Source organism: Bacillus cereus group sp. N31, assembly GCF_016483245.1.
Classification (GTDB): Bacteria; Bacillota; Bacilli; order Bacillales; family Bacillaceae_G; genus Bacillus_A; species Bacillus_A toyonensis.
This window is the reverse complement of the sequence record NZ_JAEHCH010000017.1, coordinates 1-15,989: the sequence shown is the minus strand read 5'-3', so window position 1 is coordinate 15,989 and position 15,989 is coordinate 1. Positions and strand designations below refer to the sequence as shown.

Here is a 15,989-nt window from a genome sequence, read left to right as displayed (position 1 = left end):
TTACATTATAACAAAAAAAGCTACTGACACACACGCCCATTCCAACATCTTTTTCAACGTCAAATGTTGGATTACATATCCCCAAAATCACACGGAATACTAATAAGAGAAGTAGTATTTACTATTTCAATTTTCATAAAAAGGAGTGTTTTTCTAATGAAGCAAAACATCGGGACAATAAACGCTCTAATTCGAATTACACTTGGGCTTGTCCTCTTCGGATGTAGTGCAACTAAACTTGTACGCAATCCGTGGTGCACTTGGTCTAACATTTTTCTATGGATTGGTGCAATGAAAGTTGCAGAGGGAATTGTTCGCTTCTGCCCTATTGTTGAAGCATGGAAATTTGGAAAATACATGAATATGGGCGCATTTAAAATGCCTGGCATGAATTTTACTGAAAAAGGACATGCTAAAGAAGAAGTGAATCAAACTTCCGCTCATGACAAGCCAAAGTCAAAGGGAAGTTATGATGCTTCTGACAAAGAGATTGAGTCAGCGATTGAAGAAATAATCCTGGCAAAACCGCTTTGAATCATTTGTCACGATGCAAGATGCTCTCAAAGGGACTTAGCTGCTGCAGTGGGCGGTTAAGTCCTCTTTATTTTACCACAAAACAGAACGTACATTCTTTTCCATCCCTAACACGTACATAAAAAATACCAAATAAAAAAATTCAGAAGATTAGGTATGAATCCCTTGCTTAAAATGATATAAAAATGATATCATTTTTATATCAGGAGGCGATCATATGAAAGAAAAACAAGTATTTTATGTAAATGGATTTCTGGGTGTTATTGGAATTTTAGCTTTAGCCGCTATCGGTGTATTTTGCCTTGTACAAGAAATGTTTGTAATAGCTATTTTAGCTCTTATATTAGCATCTGTTTTGGCTACAGGCATCGGTATCGTTCAACCGAATCAAGCGAAAGTTATTACGTTCTTCGGTAATTATTTAGGAACAATTCGTCAAAACGGTTTATTTTTAACAATTCCATTTGCATTCCGTCAAACTGTATCTTTACGTGTTGAAAACTTTAATAGTAAGAAATTAAAAGTAAATGATGTCGAAGGAAATCCAATTGAAATTGCAGCTGTTATCGTATATAAGGTGGTTGATTCTGCAAAAGCAATGTTTGGTGTTGAGCATTACGATCGATTCGTAGAAATCCAAAGTGAAACAGCAATCCGCCACGTGGCAACAAAATATCCTTATGATAATTTCCAGGATGAAACTTGTATTACGTTACGTGGAAATACTGAGGAAATTTCAGAAGAGCTAAAACGCGAATTAGAAGCGCGTCTTGAAATTGCTGGTGTAGAAGTATTAGAAACTCGTTTAACGCATTTAGCTTACGCAACAGAAATTGCCCATGCAATGCTACAACGTCAACAAGCAAAAGCAGTGTTAGCTGCTAGAAAAGAGATTGTTGAAGGTGCTGTGAAAATGGCCAAAGATTCAATCCATATGTTGGATGAAGAAGGCGTGCTGGAACTCGATGACGAGCGTAAAGCAAATATGGTAAACAACTTATTGGTTGCCATCGTTTCAGATAAAGGTGCGCAACCAGTTATTAATACAGGAAGCCTATACTAATAGGTTGTAAATAATTATGGCTAAAAAGAAAAGCTTTCCATTACGTATTGATCCTGAATTACACGCAGTCATCGAAAAATGGGCGAATGATGAGTTTCGTAGCGTCAATGCACACATCGAGTATTTACTTCGAGAAATGGCAAAGCAAAAAGGAAAATTGAAGAAAGATAAAGATGCATAAAAATCCCGCTGAGAAATCAGCGGGATTTTTTATACATTAGCTTCTCGTCATCTCATGCCCAATTGCACGATATCCTATATCACTTCGATAAAACAGACCATCACTTTCAATTTTACCGATTTCTTTATATACTTTATCTTTTGCTTCTTGTAAACTATTCGCCTTGCAAGCAACAAATAATACACGACCACCATTTGTTACAAAATCACCGTGTTTCATTACTGTCCCCGCATGGAAAACAATCACATCTTGCAATGCATCTAATCCGTTAATAACTTCACCTTTTTTATACGCTTCTGGATATCCTTTAGAAGCAAGTACAACACCGATAACAGCATCTTCTGACCATTGTAAAGTTAGTTCACTTTCATCTAACACAGCGTTGCATACATCAACTAAATCATTCTCTAAGCGAGGTAATACAACTTCCGTTTCAGGATCACCAAAGCGAGCATTAAATTCAATTACCTTTGGACCATCATTTGTTAAAATAAGCCCTGCATATAAAATACCTGTAAACGAACGATTTTCTTGGATCATCGCTTTAGCAGTTGGGTGTAATACTATTTCAATCGCCTCTTGAACTGCTGATTCTGGAATTTGTGGTACTGGAGAATATGCGCCCATTCCACCTGTATTAGGACCCTTATCGCCATCAAAAGCTCGTTTATGGTCTTGAGCAATTACCATCGGATGTACAGTTGTTCCATTTACAAATGCCATCAATGAAAATTCTTGTCCATCTAAAAACTCTTCAATAACGACCTTCTTACTTGCCACGCCGAATTTCACATCTTGTAGCATTTCTTTCACAGCTTGTAATGCCTCTTCAAGCGTCATTGCTACCGTTACACCTTTACCAGCAGCTAATCCATCAGCTTTAATAACAATTGGCGCACCAACTTTTTGAATGTACTTTACTGCTTCATCATAGTCTGTAAAAGTTTCGTATGCAGCAGTTGGTATATTATACTTTTTCATCAACTCTTTCGTAAAAGCTTTACTGCCTTCAATAACAGCAGCCGCTTTATTCGGACCAAATACGCGAAGTCCCTCTTCTTTAAAACGATCAACAATTCCATTCATAAGCGGAATTTCTGGCCCAACGAAAGTTAATTCAACATTATTCTCTTTGGCAAATAAAACTAATGCATCAAAATCATTTTCATCAATATCAACTGGTGTTGCAACATCTCGCATACCTTCATTACCTGGTGCTACATACACCTTCTCCACCTTTTCAGATTGTGCAAACTTCCAAGCTAAAGCATGCTCACGCCCACCGCGGCCAATTACTAAAACATTCATATTTCATCCCCCAATAATTAAATAGGTACAAACTAGAAGCTATGCTCCTAGTTTGCTTTTTCATATCAATAGAAGTTTAAAAGGGAGGATCGAGAGAACCGAGCAGGTCGAGGCGCATTTTCCAAGAGGACACGGAGTATAGTTTTCCTACATGAGTACCGCACTGGCATTGCAACGACGACATGCGAAGGTTATCTCGAACGGACCTTTTAGACATCCTCTATTAGTGTTTGAAATGACGTACGCCAGTGAACACCATCGTAATCCCATACTTATCTGCCACTTTAATAGAATCCTCATCACGAATTGATCCACCTGGTTGGATAATTGCTGTAATACCAGCTTTTGCTGCTTCTTCTACTGTATCTGGCATTGGGAAGAAAGCATCAGATGCAAGTGCGCTACCTTGTGCTTTTTCGCCAGCTTGTGTAATTGCAATTTTTGCAGAGCCTACACGGTTCATCTGTCCCGCGCCTACACCAACCGTCATGTTATCATTCGCTAAAACAATTGCATTTGATTTCACATGTTTTACAACTTTCCAAGCTAGTTTTAAATCTTTCCACTCTTGCTCTGATGGTTCACGTTTCGTTGGAATTGAAATTGTGTTCTCATTTAATGATAACGTATCTTCCTCTTGAACAAGAAGACCACCTTGTACAGAAGTTAGTTTTTTGCTTGCATTTGTCGCTTTTTCAATATTTACAGTTAGTAAGCGTAAGTTCTTCTTGCTTTGCAACACTTCTAAAGCTTCTTGCGAGAACGAAGGAGCGATAACAATTTCTAAGAAAATTTCGTGTAACTTTTCTGCTGTAGCTTTATCAATTTCACGATTTGCTGCAATAATACCGCCGAAGATTGATACTGGATCCGCTTCATAAGCACGAGTATATGCCTCGTGAATATCAGTTCCTACTCCAACGCCACATGGATTCATATGTTTTACCGCTACTACTGCTGGTTCTGTAAATTCTTTTACGATGCTAAGCGCTGCGTCTGCGTCATTAATATTGTTATAAGATAATTCCTTACCATGTAATTGTTCTGCATATGCAACAGAAGAAGTTGCAGCAAATGGTGCTTTATAGAAAGTAGCCTTTTGATGTGGGTTCTCTCCATAACGTAAGTCTTGCTTTTTCTCAAACGTCACAGTTAACGTTTCTGGACTTTCTTCACCCATTTGTTCTGTTAAGTAGTTAGAAATTAACGCATCATATGCCGCTGTATGACGGAATACTTTCGCTGCTAATTTACGTTTCGTCTCTTCTTTTACTTCGCCGTTCTCTTTCAGTTCTGCTAATACAACATCATAATCTACTGGATCTACGATTACCGATACAAATTTATGATTTTTCGCAGCAGAGCGAATCATTGTTGGGCCACCGATATCAATATTTTCAATTGCATCAGCAAATGTTACATCAGGCTTAGCGATTGTTTCTTTAAATGGGTATAAGTTAACAACAACAAAGTCAATTGGTTGAATGCCTAATTCATTCATTTGCGCTACATGTGTTTCATTATCACGAACTGCTAATAGACCACCATGAATATTTGGATGTAATGTTTTTACACGGCCATCCATAATTTCTGGGAAACCAGTTACTTCAGAAATACCGATTACTTGTAAACCATTTTCTTCTAGTAATTTTTTCGTACCACCTGTTGAAATAACTTCAATCCCTTGTTCTAGTAAACCTTTAACAAATTCTACTACTCCTGTTTTATCTGAAACACTTACTAATGCACGCTTTTTCATTTATCCTTCACCCCTGGTTGTATGTTAGTTAACAGTTGGTTCTTTCACAGACTGAACAATTTGATTCACTGTATTTACGTATAATTTATGTTCAACTTGTTGAATTTTCTTTTGTAAGCTTTCTCTCGTATCCCCTTCAGAAACAACTACTGCTTCTTGCGCAATAATTGGACCTGTATCCATACCTGCATCTACATAATGAATTGTTACTCCAGTTACTTTCACACCTGCTTCTAACGCTTGACCAACAGCATCTTTCCCCGGGAAACTCGGTAGTAGTGATGGATGAATGTTAATAATCTTCCCGCCATATGCTTCTAGTAAAGTTGGCCCAATTAAACGCATATATCCAGCTAAAATAACATAATCAATTTCATACTCTTCTAGCTTCTTTAATATTTCTTTTTCAAATGCTTCTTTTGACTCATATGCTTTCGCTGAAAAAGCGAAACATGGGATATGATGATAATGTGCCCGTCCAATAACGCGTGCTTCTGGTTTATCACATACTAATAAACTAATATCTGCATCCAATCTCTTTTCTTCTACCGCATTAACGAGAGATTGAAAGTTAGATCCGCTTCCAGAAGCAAAAACTGCTAATCTACTCATAGTGCTGTGCCCCCATTGAAGGTAACGCCATCCCCTTGTACAGTACGACCAATAATACGAGCTGTTTCTCCTTGCTCTTCAAGAAGACGAACAATATCTTTTGCATCTTCTTCCCTTACCGCTACTACCATACCAATACCCATGTTAAAAATATTGAACATTTCTTTCTCTTCTAGTTTCCCAACTTCTTGAAGCAAATTGAAAATCGGCTGAATTTCCCAAGATCCAAGTTCAATCTCAGCACCAATTCCTTCTGGCAACATACGTGGAATATTTTCAATGAATCCACCACCTGTAATATGAGCCATACCGTATACTTCATGTTTTTTCAATAGTTCTAAAATAGGTTTGACATAAATTTTCGTTGGTTTTAATAACTCCTCACCAAGAGGTAGTTCTAAGCGTCCATAAATGCGATCTAAAGATAGTTCTCCATCTTCTAGTAACACTTTTCGTACTAAAGAGTAACCATTACTATGAATACCGCTAGATGCTAAGCCAATTAATACGTGACCAGCTTCAATCTTTTCACCTGTTACAATTTTCTTTTTATCAACAATCCCAACTGTAAAACCAGCTAAATCGTATTCTTCCGTAGAATACATTCCTGGCATTTCAGCTGTTTCCCCACCAATTAATGCACAACCAGCTTGGCGACAGCCCTCTGATATACCTTTGACGATGTTTTCAATTTTACTAGGTTCAGCTTTACCACAAGCAATATAATCAAGGAAGAAAAGCGGCTCTGCCCCTTGGACAACAATATCATTTACACACATCGCTACTGCATCAATACCAATTGTGTCATGTTTATCTGCCATAAAAGCGAGCATCAATTTTGTTCCCACGCCATCTGTTCCAGATACTAATACAGGTTCTTCTAATGCAAATTTTGATAGATCAAACATACCTCCAAAACCGCCTAAACCGCCTAGTACTTCTTTTCTCATTGTTGTTTGTACGTGTTTTTTCATGCGAGATACCGCTTCATATCCAGCTTCAATATCTACTCCTGCTTGCTTATATGCATTCGCCATCGTTATTTACACCTCGTCTTTTAATTTCTCCCCATCCAGGGCGGCCGTTTTTAAGAAAGAAGCTAGCTTCTACATCAAAAGAAGTAGAAGCTTTTTTCACTTTCTTATTTCATACTTTCTAAAAGCTCTTGCTCATAATCATAAAGAGCTGTTGGATAGTCTCCATTGAAGTAAGCCATACATAGGCCGCCATATTTCCCTTCATATGGACGTCCAATTGCATCTACTAATCCATCTTCACTTAAAAATGTTAAAGAGTCCGCTCCGATCATTTCACGGATTTCTTCTACTGTATTATTTGCTGCAATTAATTCTTTTCTCGTTTGAATATCAATACCATAGAAACATGGATATTTTAGAGGCGGTGAAGCAATTCTTACATGAACCTCTGTCGCTCCAGCTTCACGAAGCATACGAACAATTCGTTTGCTTGTCGTTCCTCTTACGATAGAGTCGTCAATCATAACAACTCGTTTCCCCTCAACTACACCTCTTACTGCGGAAAGCTTCATCTTTACCCCTTGCTCTCGCAGTTCTTGAGAAGGTTGAATAAACGTACGTCCAACGTAACGATTTTTAATTAATCCTAACTCATATGGAATACCTGTCGCCTCAGCATAACCGATCGCAGCTGAAATACTAGAATCTGGTACACCAGTAACAACATCAGCTTCAATAGGAGCTTCTGCCGCTAAACGTTTTCCCATGTTTTTACGTGCTGCGTGGACATTAATACCAGCGATATTAGAATCCGGACGCGCAAAGTAAATGTACTCCATACTACAAATTGCATGATCTACTTCATTTGTAAAACGATCTACGTGAATTCCTTCATCATTGATGATAAGTAATTCACCCGGTTCTACATCACGAATGTATGTTGCACCTACTACATCGAAAGCACATGTTTCTGATGCTACAACGTAAGCATCACCCATCTTTCCAATTGAAAGAGGACGGAACCCATTCGGATCTAGCGCAACAATCATTTCATTCCCAGTTAGTAAAAGGTATGCAAACGCACCTTTCACTTTATTTAGTGCCTCTTTTACACTTTCAATTAAAGAATCTTTCGTACTACGCTTAATAAGATGTAAAAGTACTTCTGTATCTGAACTCGTTTGAAAAATACTTCCCTCTGCCTCTAATTCGCGGCGAAGCATTTTTGCATTAATTAAATTTCCGTTATGAGCTAATGCCATACTATGATCAGAAAAACGGAATAATAATGGTTGAACGTTAGCTACTTCACTTCCACCAGCCGTCGCGTATCGTACGTGTCCGATTGCTGATTTTCCGTTCAATCCTTCTAGCTCACCTCTTGAAAACACTTCCGATATTAAACCTAATCCCTTGTGACCGACGATTTTTTCCCCATTATTTACAACAATGCCTGCGCCCTCTTGCCCACGGTGCTGCAAACTGTGCAATCCGTAGTACGAAACTTGTGCCGCATTTTCATGCCCCCAAATTCCAAAGACGCCACATTCTTCATTTAACCCCTTTATTTCAGCAAGCATGGGATTGCCCCTTTCCAAGCCTGTCTCATTTCATCTACATTTGCTGTAAGTAATACTTCATTTTCTTCATTATGAATTGTTACCTCATTTGTATCTGTCACTGCTCCAACTTGAATTGCTTCGACGACTTTCTCGAACGCTTCTTTGTTTTCACGTTTTACAGTTAGAACGAAGCGAGATTGTGATTCCGCAAATAATACCGCCGTTGCTTCACCGTCTAATTTCACAGTAGCACCTAAACCATTAGCACCAATTGCACTTTCAGAAATTGCAACTGCTAAACCACCTTCAGCAACATCATGTGCCGATTGAACAAGGCCAGCTTGAATTGCTTCTAATACTTGTTTTTGGCGTTTTAATTCTACATCTAGATCGATACTTGGTGATTGACCGAAAATTTTGCCGTGGACCATTTTCTGTAATTCACTTCCACCAAATTCAGCTTTCGTCTCTCCAATTACGTACACTAAATCGCCAGCTTGCTTAAATTCTTGTGTTGTTACATGTTTTAAATCATGGACAAGGCCAACCATCCCAACAGTCGGTGTTGGATATACCGCTTCACCACTACGCTCGTTATACATCGATACGTTTCCGCCAATAACTGGCGTTTGTAATGTGCGACAAGCTTCACTCATACCATCTACCGATTTCTCAATTTGCCAGAAGATTTCCGGTTTTTCTGGGTTACCAAAGTTTAAGCAATCTGTAATTGCAAGTGGCTCTCCACCAGAACATACGATATTACGCGCTGCCTCTGCTACCGCAATTTTACCGCCCGTTTCTGGATCTAAGTAAATATAGCGAGAGTTACAATCTGTCGTCATTGCTAATCCTTTTTCTGTACCGCGTACACGTACAACCGCTGCATCTGAACCTGGTGTAACAACTGTGCTTGTGCGTACTTGATAATCATATTGATCATATACCCACTCTTTACTTGCAATTGTCGGTTGTTGTAGTAAAGCAAATAACGTTTCTTTATAATCTTCTACTTGCGGTGTTTCCACTTTCATCTGCTGGAACTCAGCAAAGTATGCTGCTTCTTTTGATGGTTTATGATAAATTGGCGCTTCTTCTGCAAGAGCATCTGCTGGTACTTCAGCTACCATTTCACCTTTATGGAATAAGCGAAGCATTTTGTCTTCCGTTACTTTCCCCATCGTAACTGCTGCAAGACCATACTTCTCAAATAAATCTACTATTTCTTGCTCTCTACCTTTTTTGATAACAATTAACATACGCTCTTGTGATTCAGATAGCATCATTTCATATGGTGTCATTCCCGTTTCACGCTGTGGTACATCATCTAAGTACATTTCAATACCCATACCTGCTTTACTTGCCATTTCTGCAGAAGATGAAGTTAAACCAGCAGCTCCCATATCTTGAATTCCAACAAGTGCATCAGACTGAATAAGTTCTAAACATGCTTCGATAAGAAGTTTCTCCATAAATGGATCTCCTACTTGAACTGCCGGACGTTTCGCTTCTGAGCTTTCAGATAGTTCTTCAGATGCAAATGTTGCACCGTGAATACCGTCACGACCAGTTGATGCTCCTACGTACATTACTGTATTGCCAGCACCGTGTGCTTGCCCTTTTTTAATATCCTCGTGGTTAATTAAACCTACGCACATTGCATTTACAAGTGGATTTCCTTCGTAACATGGATCGAATTGTACTTCGCCACCAACAGTAGGAATACCGATGCAGTTACCGTATCCTGCGATTCCTGCTACTACTTCTTCGAATAAATATTTCACACGTGGTGATTGTAGTTCACCGAAGCGAAGTGAGTTTAATAGAGCTACTGGACGTGCTCCCATAGAGAATACGTCACGGATAATACCACCAACGCCTGTTGCTGCTCCTTGATATGGTTCAATAGCAGAAGGATGGTTATGGCTTTCCATTTTAAATACAACCGCTTGATTATCACCGATATCTACAATTCCAGCGCCTTCTCCAGGGCCTTGCAGGACACGCTCACCTGTTGTTGGGAACTTGCGAAGAACTGGTTTTGAATTTTTATAACTACAATGTTCAGACCACATTACAGAGAATAAACCTGTTTCTGTATAATTCGGCAAACGGCCTAGAATCTTTTCAACCATGGCAAACTCTTCGTCTGTTAGCCCCATTTCCGCATATATACGCTCTTCTTTAATTTGTGTTGGATTTGGTTCAAGCATTAACGACATATGTTTCCCTCCACTGTTTTAAGATAGATTGAAAGACTTTTAACCCTTCAGCACCACCAAGCAATTCATCTACAGCACGCTCTGGGTGTGGCATCATACCAAGTACATTTCCCTTTTCATTTACAATACCAGCAATATCTGAAACGCTACCGTTCGGATTTTCTACATAACGGAATGCGATTTGATTATTCTTTTCTAATTGTTTAAGAGTTACTTCATCACAATAGTAATTCCCTTCACCATGTGCAATTGGAATATTGATTACTTCATCTTTTTCATATTGTGATGTAAACATCGTTTCGTTATTTTCAACACGTAACTGAACAGTGCGACACATAAATTTTAAGTTTTCGTTTCTTATTAGTGCTCCTGGTAGTAATCCTGATTCAACAAGAATCTGGAATCCATTACACACTCCTAAAATTGGTTTTCCTTGCTCAGCAGCTTTTTGCACTGCTTTCATTGCGTTAGCAAAGCGAGAAATAGCACCACAACGTAAATAGTCACCGTAAGAGAATCCACCAGGTAGTAAAATTGCATCATATTCATCTAAATTCTCTCTATCGTGCCAAACGTAATCTACTTCTTCACCAAGCTCATCTTTAATTGCATGGAACATATCGACATCACAGTTCGAACCCGGAAATACTATTACGGCAAATTTCACTGTGCGACAACCTCCTCAACTTCATAACGGAAGTCTTCCATTACAACGTTTGCTAATAATTTTTCACACATTTCCTTTACCTTTGCGTCAAGGTCAGATACAGATTTATCAATTGTTAGTTCCATGTACTTTCCGATTCGAACATCCTGTACTTCTGTAAATGAAAGACTATGAAGTGCCCCTTTTACTGCTGTTCCTTGTGGATCTAATACGCTTTCTCTTAACGTTACATATACCTTAACTTTATACATGTGAAATTCCCCCTAAACGTTTTAAAATCTCTTCATAAGCTTCTGTTAAATTTCCAAGATCGCGACGGAATACGTCTTTATCAAACTTTTCATTGCTCGTTTCATCCCATAAACGGCAAGTATCTGGTGAGATCTCATCCGCTAATATGATTTCTCCTTCTTCCGTTACACCAAACTCTAATTTAAAATCTACTAATCTTACACGACAGCTTGCGAAATGCTCAATCAATACTTGATTGATTTGTAGAGCCATATCTCGTAATACGCTTACTTGCTCTGGTGACGCAACATTTAATACACGAATATGATCTTCCGTTACAAGCGGATCTCCTAAATCATCATCTTTGAAGTAAAATTCTACGATTGGTTCTGCAAGTACAGTTCCCTCTTCCATTCCTAATCGCTTTGAAAGGCTTCCTGCAATTACATTTCTTGTGACAACTTCTAAAGGAATAATACTCACTTTTTTTACAAGTTGCTCTGTTTCAGATAACTTCTCAACAAAATGTGTTTTTATTCCTACTTCTTGTAACTTTCTGAACAATAAAGTTGTAATCTCATTGTTCAAACGACCTTTTCCTGTAATCGTCTCTTTTTTCTCCCCATTGAAAGCAGTCGCACTATCTTTGTACTCTACCCAAACCATATCTGCTGATTCTGTACGATAAATTCTTTTTGCCTTACCTTCATACAGCAATTCTAGCTTTTGCATTTCGCAAGCCCCCTGTAGTTTGAAAAATGTGAATAATATTTTTATAAAGAATGGCACAGAATGACTCTATTCTGTGCCATATAAAATTTTACGCTTCGTTTAATCCTAGGCGTTCAAAGATTGTATCAACATGTTGCATATGATGCTCATAGTTGAAGCATTCGTTAATTTCCTCTTGCGTTAATTTGCTCGTAATACGCTCATCAGCTTCTACAAGCTCTTTAAATTGTACTTGTGTTTCCCAAGCTTCCATCGCTTTAGGCTGTACGATATCATAAGCTTCTTCACGTACCATACCTTTGTCGATTAGTGTAAGCATTACGCGCTGAGAGTAAATTAAGCCGTATGTTCTTGTCATATTGCGTTTCATATTCTCCGGGTATACAGTTAAGTTTTTAACGATATTACCAAAGCGATTTAACATGTAATTTAATGCGATTGTAGCATCTGGTAGAATTACGCGTTCTGCTGAAGAGTGAGAAATGTCGCGCTCATGCCATAATGGAACATTCTCGTAAGCCGTCATCATATAACCGCGGATAACACGAGCTAAACCAGTCATATTTTCAGATCCAATTGGATTACGTTTATGTGGCATTGCAGAAGAACCTTTTTGACCTTTTGCGAAAGCCTCTTCAACTTCACGTGTTTCACTCTTTTGTAAACCACGAATCTCAACTGCCATCTTTTCAATAGATGTTGCGATTAGCGCAAGTGTTGACATGTAATGTGCATGACGATCACGTTGCAATGTTTGTGTTGAAATTGGTGCCGCTTCTAATCCTAAGTTTTCACAAACAAATTTTTCTACGAATGGATCAATGTTCGCGTATGTACCAACTGCACCAGATAATTTACCAACGCGAACTGTATCCGCAGCTTGTTTGAAACGCTCTACGTTACGTTTCATTTCTTCATACCAAAGACCAAGTTTTAAACCAAATGTCGTTGGCTCTGCATGAACACCGTGCGTTCTTCCCATCATAATCGTGTATTTATGCTCTTTCGCTTTGTTAGCTAAAATGCTAACGAAGTTTTCTAAGTCTTTTAACAAGATTTCATTTGCTTGTTTTAAGATGTAAGATAAAGCTGTATCTACTACGTCTGTAGATGTTAAACCGTAATGAACCCATTTGCGTTCTTCACCTAATGTTGGTGTTTCTGATACAGCACGAGTGAAAGCAACTACGTCATGACGTGTTTCTTTTTCAATTTCATAAATACGATCAATATCAAATGATGCATGCTCACGAATTTTTTTAACATCTTCTTTTGGAATATCGCCAAGCTCAGCCCATGCTTCACAAGCTAAAATCTCAACTTCTAACCATGCTTTAAATTTATTCTCTTCCGTCCAAATAGCACCCATTTCAGGGCGTGTATAACGATTAATCATCTTTTTCCCTCCAACAGTTGTTCTTGATGGTCCCAAATATGCAAACTCTTCGCTTTTTCTAGAGCGACTTCAATATTATCATTTAAAATATTAACATGCCCCATTTTTCGCTGCGCTTTTGCTTCTTCTTTTCCATACAAGTGTAAATAGCACCCGGTTAATCTATTCACTTGTCCTAGGACCCCTTCTATATGTTCGCCTAAAATGTTTACCATGACAACTGGTTTTAACAAATTTGTTTCTCCAAGAGGTAAATTACAGATTGCTCGAATATGTTGACCAAATTGACTCGTTTCACATGCATCCTGTGTATAGTGTCCTGAATTGTGAGGTCTTGGTGCTAATTCATTAATGTAAATCTCACCATTAGCTGTAGCAAACATCTCTACCGCTAGTGTTCCCACAAGTTCTAATTCATCCGCAAGTACCTTTGCATAAGCAATTGCTTTTTGAGAAAGTTCTTCTGTAATGCGAGCTGGAACGATAGATTCATGTAAAATGTTATTCACATGAATATTTTCCGCTACTGGAAACACTTTCGTTTCACCACTTACACTACGAATGACAATAGCTGATACTTCTTTTTCAAAAGGCACCCATTTTTCTAGAATGCATTCTGCTTCATTCGCAAGATTTCGTGCCTTCTCAACATCAGCTTCACTTCTTAAAACAACTTGCCCTTTCCCATCATATCCACCTGTCGTTGTTTTTAAGACGGAAGGATATGATAACTCAGCAATCGCTTTAGTAAGCTGCTCTTGATTTTGAACTAATCTATACGTCGCTACCGGTAACCCGGCTTTTTCAATTGCATTCTTTTCTGTAAAACGATTTTGCGTTTTATTTAACAACTGACTACCTTGTGGTAAGTAAGCATGTTTTTCAAGCCATTGTAAACATCTATAATCAATATTCTCAAATTCATATGTGACAACATCACTTATCTCTGCTAAATGCTGAATTGCTTTTAAATCGTCATATGGTGCAACAATTTCAACATCAGCAACTTGTGCACATGGTGAATGCCTTGTAGGATCTAAAACAGCAATTTTATATCCCATCTCCTTAGCTGCCAATGCCATCATTCTTCCAAGCTGGCCGCCTCCAATAATGCCGATTGTTTTTCCAGGTAAAATGATTCTCGTCATACTAGCTCACTACCTTCACGCACATCTTTTTCAATCGCTTCTCGTCTCAATTCCAATGCACCATGTATATCATCATGGAATGATCCAAGTATTTGTGCAGCAAGTAATCCAGCATTTGTTGAACCAGCTTTACCAATTGCAACAGTTGCAACTGGAACCCCTCCTGGCATTTGGACAATGGATAATAATGAATCTAATCCGTTTAACGCTTTTGATTGAACTGGAACGCCAATTACAGGAAGATTTGTCTTCGCTGCAACCATTCCTGGTAAATGCGCTGCTCCACCAGCTCCAGCAATAATAACTTTCAATCCACGTTCACGAGCCGTCTCTGCATATTCAAACATATAATCCGGAGTCCGATGAGCGGATACAACTTTTTTCTCATACGGTATATTTAATTCATCTAAAATGTCACAAGCAAATTTCATTGTTTCCCAGTCTGACGTACTTCCCATTATGACTCCAACTAGTGATTTCATATTAGAATCCCCCCGATTCAAATAAAAAAAGCCTGAAATAGAACAGTTTCTCTTTTACTATGAGAGAAAGCGCTCTACTCAGGCATACGTATCCCTTGTGAATAGAAAAATACCGAGTGACTTTCCCTCATAGTCTAACGAATAACGGTCGTTAGGTAGAGACTTGCAGGCCATATCCCCGCGATTATATGAGGTCTTATATATTATTGTTTCTATGGCTATATTAACAATATTTTATAAACAATGTCAATAAATAATCGAATGTTTTTTTACTAGTTACCAATAACGTTCGTGTTTTAGTTATATTCAAAAGAAGAATTGCAACTATATGCAAGAAGGAAAGGGAATTAGAATATATATTTCTAGAGATCTATTTTACGTACAATTGTTTATATGGTACTTCAGTACATTTTAATAAAAGTATATAAACTCTTATTCTCTATACATCAATAGAACTTATATTATAGCGATTTAATTTTTAGGGGGAGAATAACCGTGAAAAAAAATAACTATGCTATTATCTTATTTATTTTTCTCTATCGCAGTAATTGCTATAATGATTGAATACTTATTTATATCATCCCATTTTTTCTACTCTCATTTTTTAAAATATATACTTATAATAGAAATAATGTTTCCTGTTCTTAAGTATTATTTTAGGGCAGTCGGAAAATCAGGAACACAAAAAATCATTGCCATTATTTTAAACAGTCTCTATTTCATTCTTTTTTCATTTTTGGCGTTATTAAATTTATGGATTATGACATTTGGTAAATAAAAATAAACACAAAAAAGACGAGTCATTCTGACTCGTCTTAAGCTTGCTTGGCGACGTCCTACTCTCACAGGGACAAGGTCCCAACTACCATCGGCGCTAGAGAGCTTAACTTCCGTGTTCGGTATGGGAACGGGTGTGACCTCTCTGCCATCATCACCAAACTATGAAGGCATATTCCTTCAAAACTAGATAACATTTGCTACATATTATATGGTTAAGTCCTCGATCTATTAGTATTCGTCAGCTCCACATGTCACCATGCTTCCACCTCGAACCTATCAACCTGATCATCTTTCAGGGATCTTACTAGCTTACGCTATGGGAAATCTCATCTTGA

Annotated in this window: 16 protein-coding genes, 2 rRNA genes and 1 riboswitch; of the genes, 4 read left to right on the top strand and 14 right to left on the bottom strand. The window is 38.1% G+C overall.

Features of this window, described 5'->3' with window-relative positions; translation table 11 throughout:
• The first annotated feature begins 156 nt into the window (after positions 1-156).
• From JDS81_RS19550 to JDS81_RS19540, 3 genes are all read left to right on the top strand, one after another.
• Positions 157-534: a YgaP family membrane protein gene (locus JDS81_RS19550; protein ID WP_000812355.1), complete on the top strand. Its 378-nt coding sequence runs from the start codon at positions 157-159 to the stop codon at positions 532-534.
• A gap of 217 nt (positions 535-751) precedes the next feature.
• Positions 752-1,597, top strand: a complete 846-nt coding sequence (locus JDS81_RS19545; RefSeq protein ID WP_097953912.1) for an SPFH domain-containing protein — start codon at positions 752-754, stop codon at positions 1,595-1,597.
• A 16-nt stretch (positions 1,598-1,613) separates the two neighbouring features.
• Positions 1,614-1,778 carry a type II toxin-antitoxin system antitoxin gene (locus JDS81_RS19540; protein WP_001085171.1) on the top strand — a complete coding sequence of 55 codons (165 nt, stop codon included), beginning with the start codon at positions 1,614-1,616 and terminating at the stop codon, positions 1,776-1,778.
• Positions 1,779-1,814: 36 nt separating this feature from the next.
• On the opposite strand, the gene purD is transcribed toward JDS81_RS19540, so the two are convergent.
• The 12 genes from purD to purE all read right to left on the bottom strand — a co-directional run bounded on the left by purD (position 1,815) and on the right by purE (position 14,874).
• On the bottom strand, positions 1,815-3,086 hold the full coding sequence (purD, locus tag JDS81_RS19535; RefSeq protein WP_097953911.1) for a phosphoribosylamine--glycine ligase: 1,272 nt from the start codon (positions 3,084-3,086) through the stop codon (positions 1,815-1,817).
• A 223-nt stretch (positions 3,087-3,309) separates the two neighbouring features.
• On the bottom strand, positions 3,310-4,845 hold the full coding sequence (gene purH, locus JDS81_RS19530; protein WP_097953910.1) for a bifunctional phosphoribosylaminoimidazolecarboxamide formyltransferase/IMP cyclohydrolase: 1,536 nt from the start codon (positions 4,843-4,845) through the stop codon (positions 3,310-3,312).
• A gap of 24 nt (positions 4,846-4,869) precedes the next feature.
• Positions 4,870-5,457: a phosphoribosylglycinamide formyltransferase gene (purN, locus tag JDS81_RS19525; RefSeq protein ID WP_000088570.1), complete on the bottom strand. Its 588-nt coding sequence runs from the start codon at positions 5,455-5,457 to the stop codon at positions 4,870-4,872.
• On the bottom strand, positions 5,454-6,494 hold the full coding sequence (gene purM / locus JDS81_RS19520) for a phosphoribosylformylglycinamidine cyclo-ligase (protein WP_001262428.1): 1,041 nt from the start codon (positions 6,492-6,494) through the stop codon (positions 5,454-5,456). The genes purN and purM overlap by 4 nt, the downstream gene beginning before the upstream one ends.
• A gap of 104 nt (positions 6,495-6,598) precedes the next feature.
• Entirely contained in the window at positions 6,599-8,014 is a 1,416-nt protein-coding gene (purF, locus tag JDS81_RS19515; RefSeq protein WP_000879031.1) for an amidophosphoribosyltransferase, read from the bottom strand.
• Entirely contained in the window at positions 7,999-10,218 is a 2,220-nt protein-coding gene (purL, locus tag JDS81_RS19510) for a phosphoribosylformylglycinamidine synthase II (RefSeq protein WP_000055552.1), read from the bottom strand. Before purL ends, purF begins: the two co-directional genes overlap by 16 nt.
• A complete protein-coding gene (gene purQ, locus JDS81_RS19505; RefSeq protein WP_000666770.1) occupies positions 10,202-10,885 on the bottom strand; it encodes a phosphoribosylformylglycinamidine synthase subunit PurQ in 684 nt (227 codons plus the stop codon). Before purQ ends, purL begins: the two co-directional genes overlap by 17 nt.
• Entirely contained in the window at positions 10,882-11,136 is a 255-nt protein-coding gene (gene purS / locus JDS81_RS19500) for a phosphoribosylformylglycinamidine synthase subunit PurS (RefSeq protein ID WP_000278820.1), read from the bottom strand. Before purS ends, purQ begins: the two co-directional genes overlap by 4 nt.
• Positions 11,129-11,848, bottom strand: coding sequence for a phosphoribosylaminoimidazolesuccinocarboxamide synthase (purC, locus tag JDS81_RS19495; RefSeq protein WP_001170546.1), 720 nt, complete (start codon positions 11,846-11,848; stop codon positions 11,129-11,131). Before purC ends, purS begins: the two co-directional genes overlap by 8 nt.
• 88 nt (positions 11,849-11,936) lie before the next feature.
• The gene (purB, locus tag JDS81_RS19490; RefSeq protein ID WP_000610752.1) at positions 11,937-13,244 is read right to left on the bottom strand and encodes an adenylosuccinate lyase; all 1,308 of its coding nucleotides are present in this window, start codon (positions 13,242-13,244) and stop codon (positions 11,937-11,939) included.
• Positions 13,241-14,392, bottom strand: coding sequence for a 5-(carboxyamino)imidazole ribonucleotide synthase (gene purK, locus JDS81_RS19485; protein WP_097953909.1), 1,152 nt, complete (start codon positions 14,390-14,392; stop codon positions 13,241-13,243). Before purK ends, purB begins: the two co-directional genes overlap by 4 nt.
• Positions 14,389-14,874: a 5-(carboxyamino)imidazole ribonucleotide mutase gene (gene purE / locus JDS81_RS19480; RefSeq protein WP_097953908.1), complete on the bottom strand. Its 486-nt coding sequence runs from the start codon at positions 14,872-14,874 to the stop codon at positions 14,389-14,391. Before purE ends, purK begins: the two co-directional genes overlap by 4 nt.
• A 110-nt stretch (positions 14,875-14,984) precedes the next feature.
• Positions 14,985-15,086, bottom strand: a riboswitch (purine riboswitch).
• A gap of 299 nt (positions 15,087-15,385) precedes the next feature.
• On the opposite strand from purE, the gene JDS81_RS30485 reads away from it, so the two are divergent.
• Positions 15,386-15,652 carry a hypothetical protein gene (locus JDS81_RS30485; protein ID WP_000927497.1) on the top strand — a complete coding sequence of 89 codons (267 nt, stop codon included), beginning with the start codon at positions 15,386-15,388 and terminating at the stop codon, positions 15,650-15,652.
• A 45-nt stretch (positions 15,653-15,697) separates the two neighbouring features.
• On the opposite strand, the gene rrf is transcribed toward JDS81_RS30485, so the two are convergent.
• Both rrf and JDS81_RS19470 read right to left on the bottom strand, forming a co-directional pair.
• Positions 15,698-15,813: ribosomal RNA gene (gene rrf, locus JDS81_RS19475) — 5S ribosomal RNA — on the bottom strand.
• A gap of 49 nt (positions 15,814-15,862) precedes the next feature.
• Positions 15,863-15,989: ribosomal RNA gene (locus JDS81_RS19470) — 23S ribosomal RNA — on the bottom strand; the annotation flags it as partial.

Excerpts from the sequence above, each read along its gene's own strand:
- purE (WP_097953908.1), bottom strand. The coding sequence starts at position 14,874 with ATGAAATCACTAGTTGGAGTCATAATGGGAAGTACGTCAGACTGGGAA.
- purN (WP_000088570.1), bottom strand. The coding sequence starts at position 5,457 with ATGAGTAGATTAGCAGTTTTTGCTTCTGGAAGCGGATCTAACTTTCAA.
- purH (WP_097953910.1), bottom strand. The coding sequence starts at position 4,845 with ATGAAAAAGCGTGCATTAGTAAGTGTTTCAGATAAAACAGGAGTAGTA.
- JDS81_RS30485 (WP_000927497.1), top strand. The coding sequence starts at position 15,386 with ATGCTATTATCTTATTTATTTTTCTCTATCGCAGTAATTGCTATAATG.
- purS (WP_000278820.1), bottom strand. The coding sequence starts at position 11,136 with ATGTATAAAGTTAAGGTATATGTAACGTTAAGAGAAAGCGTATTAGAT.
- purK (WP_097953909.1), bottom strand. The coding sequence starts at position 14,392 with ATGACGAGAATCATTTTACCTGGAAAAACAATCGGCATTATTGGAGGC.
- JDS81_RS19550 (WP_000812355.1), top strand. The coding sequence starts at position 157 with ATGAAGCAAAACATCGGGACAATAAACGCTCTAATTCGAATTACACTT.
- purL (WP_000055552.1), bottom strand. The coding sequence starts at position 10,218 with ATGTCGTTAATGCTTGAACCAAATCCAACACAAATTAAAGAAGAGCGT.
- JDS81_RS19545 (WP_097953912.1), top strand. The coding sequence starts at position 752 with ATGAAAGAAAAACAAGTATTTTATGTAAATGGATTTCTGGGTGTTATT.
- purD (WP_097953911.1), bottom strand. The coding sequence starts at position 3,086 with ATGAATGTTTTAGTAATTGGCCGCGGTGGGCGTGAGCATGCTTTAGCT.
- purM (WP_001262428.1), bottom strand. The coding sequence starts at position 6,494 with ATGGCGAATGCATATAAGCAAGCAGGAGTAGATATTGAAGCTGGATAT.
- purC (WP_001170546.1), bottom strand. The coding sequence starts at position 11,848 with ATGCAAAAGCTAGAATTGCTGTATGAAGGTAAGGCAAAAAGAATTTAT.
- purB (WP_000610752.1), bottom strand. The coding sequence starts at position 13,244 with ATGATTAATCGTTATACACGCCCTGAAATGGGTGCTATTTGGACGGAA.
- JDS81_RS19540 (WP_001085171.1), top strand. The coding sequence starts at position 1,614 with ATGGCTAAAAAGAAAAGCTTTCCATTACGTATTGATCCTGAATTACAC.
- purF (WP_000879031.1), bottom strand. The coding sequence starts at position 8,014 with ATGCTTGCTGAAATAAAGGGGTTAAATGAAGAATGTGGCGTCTTTGGA.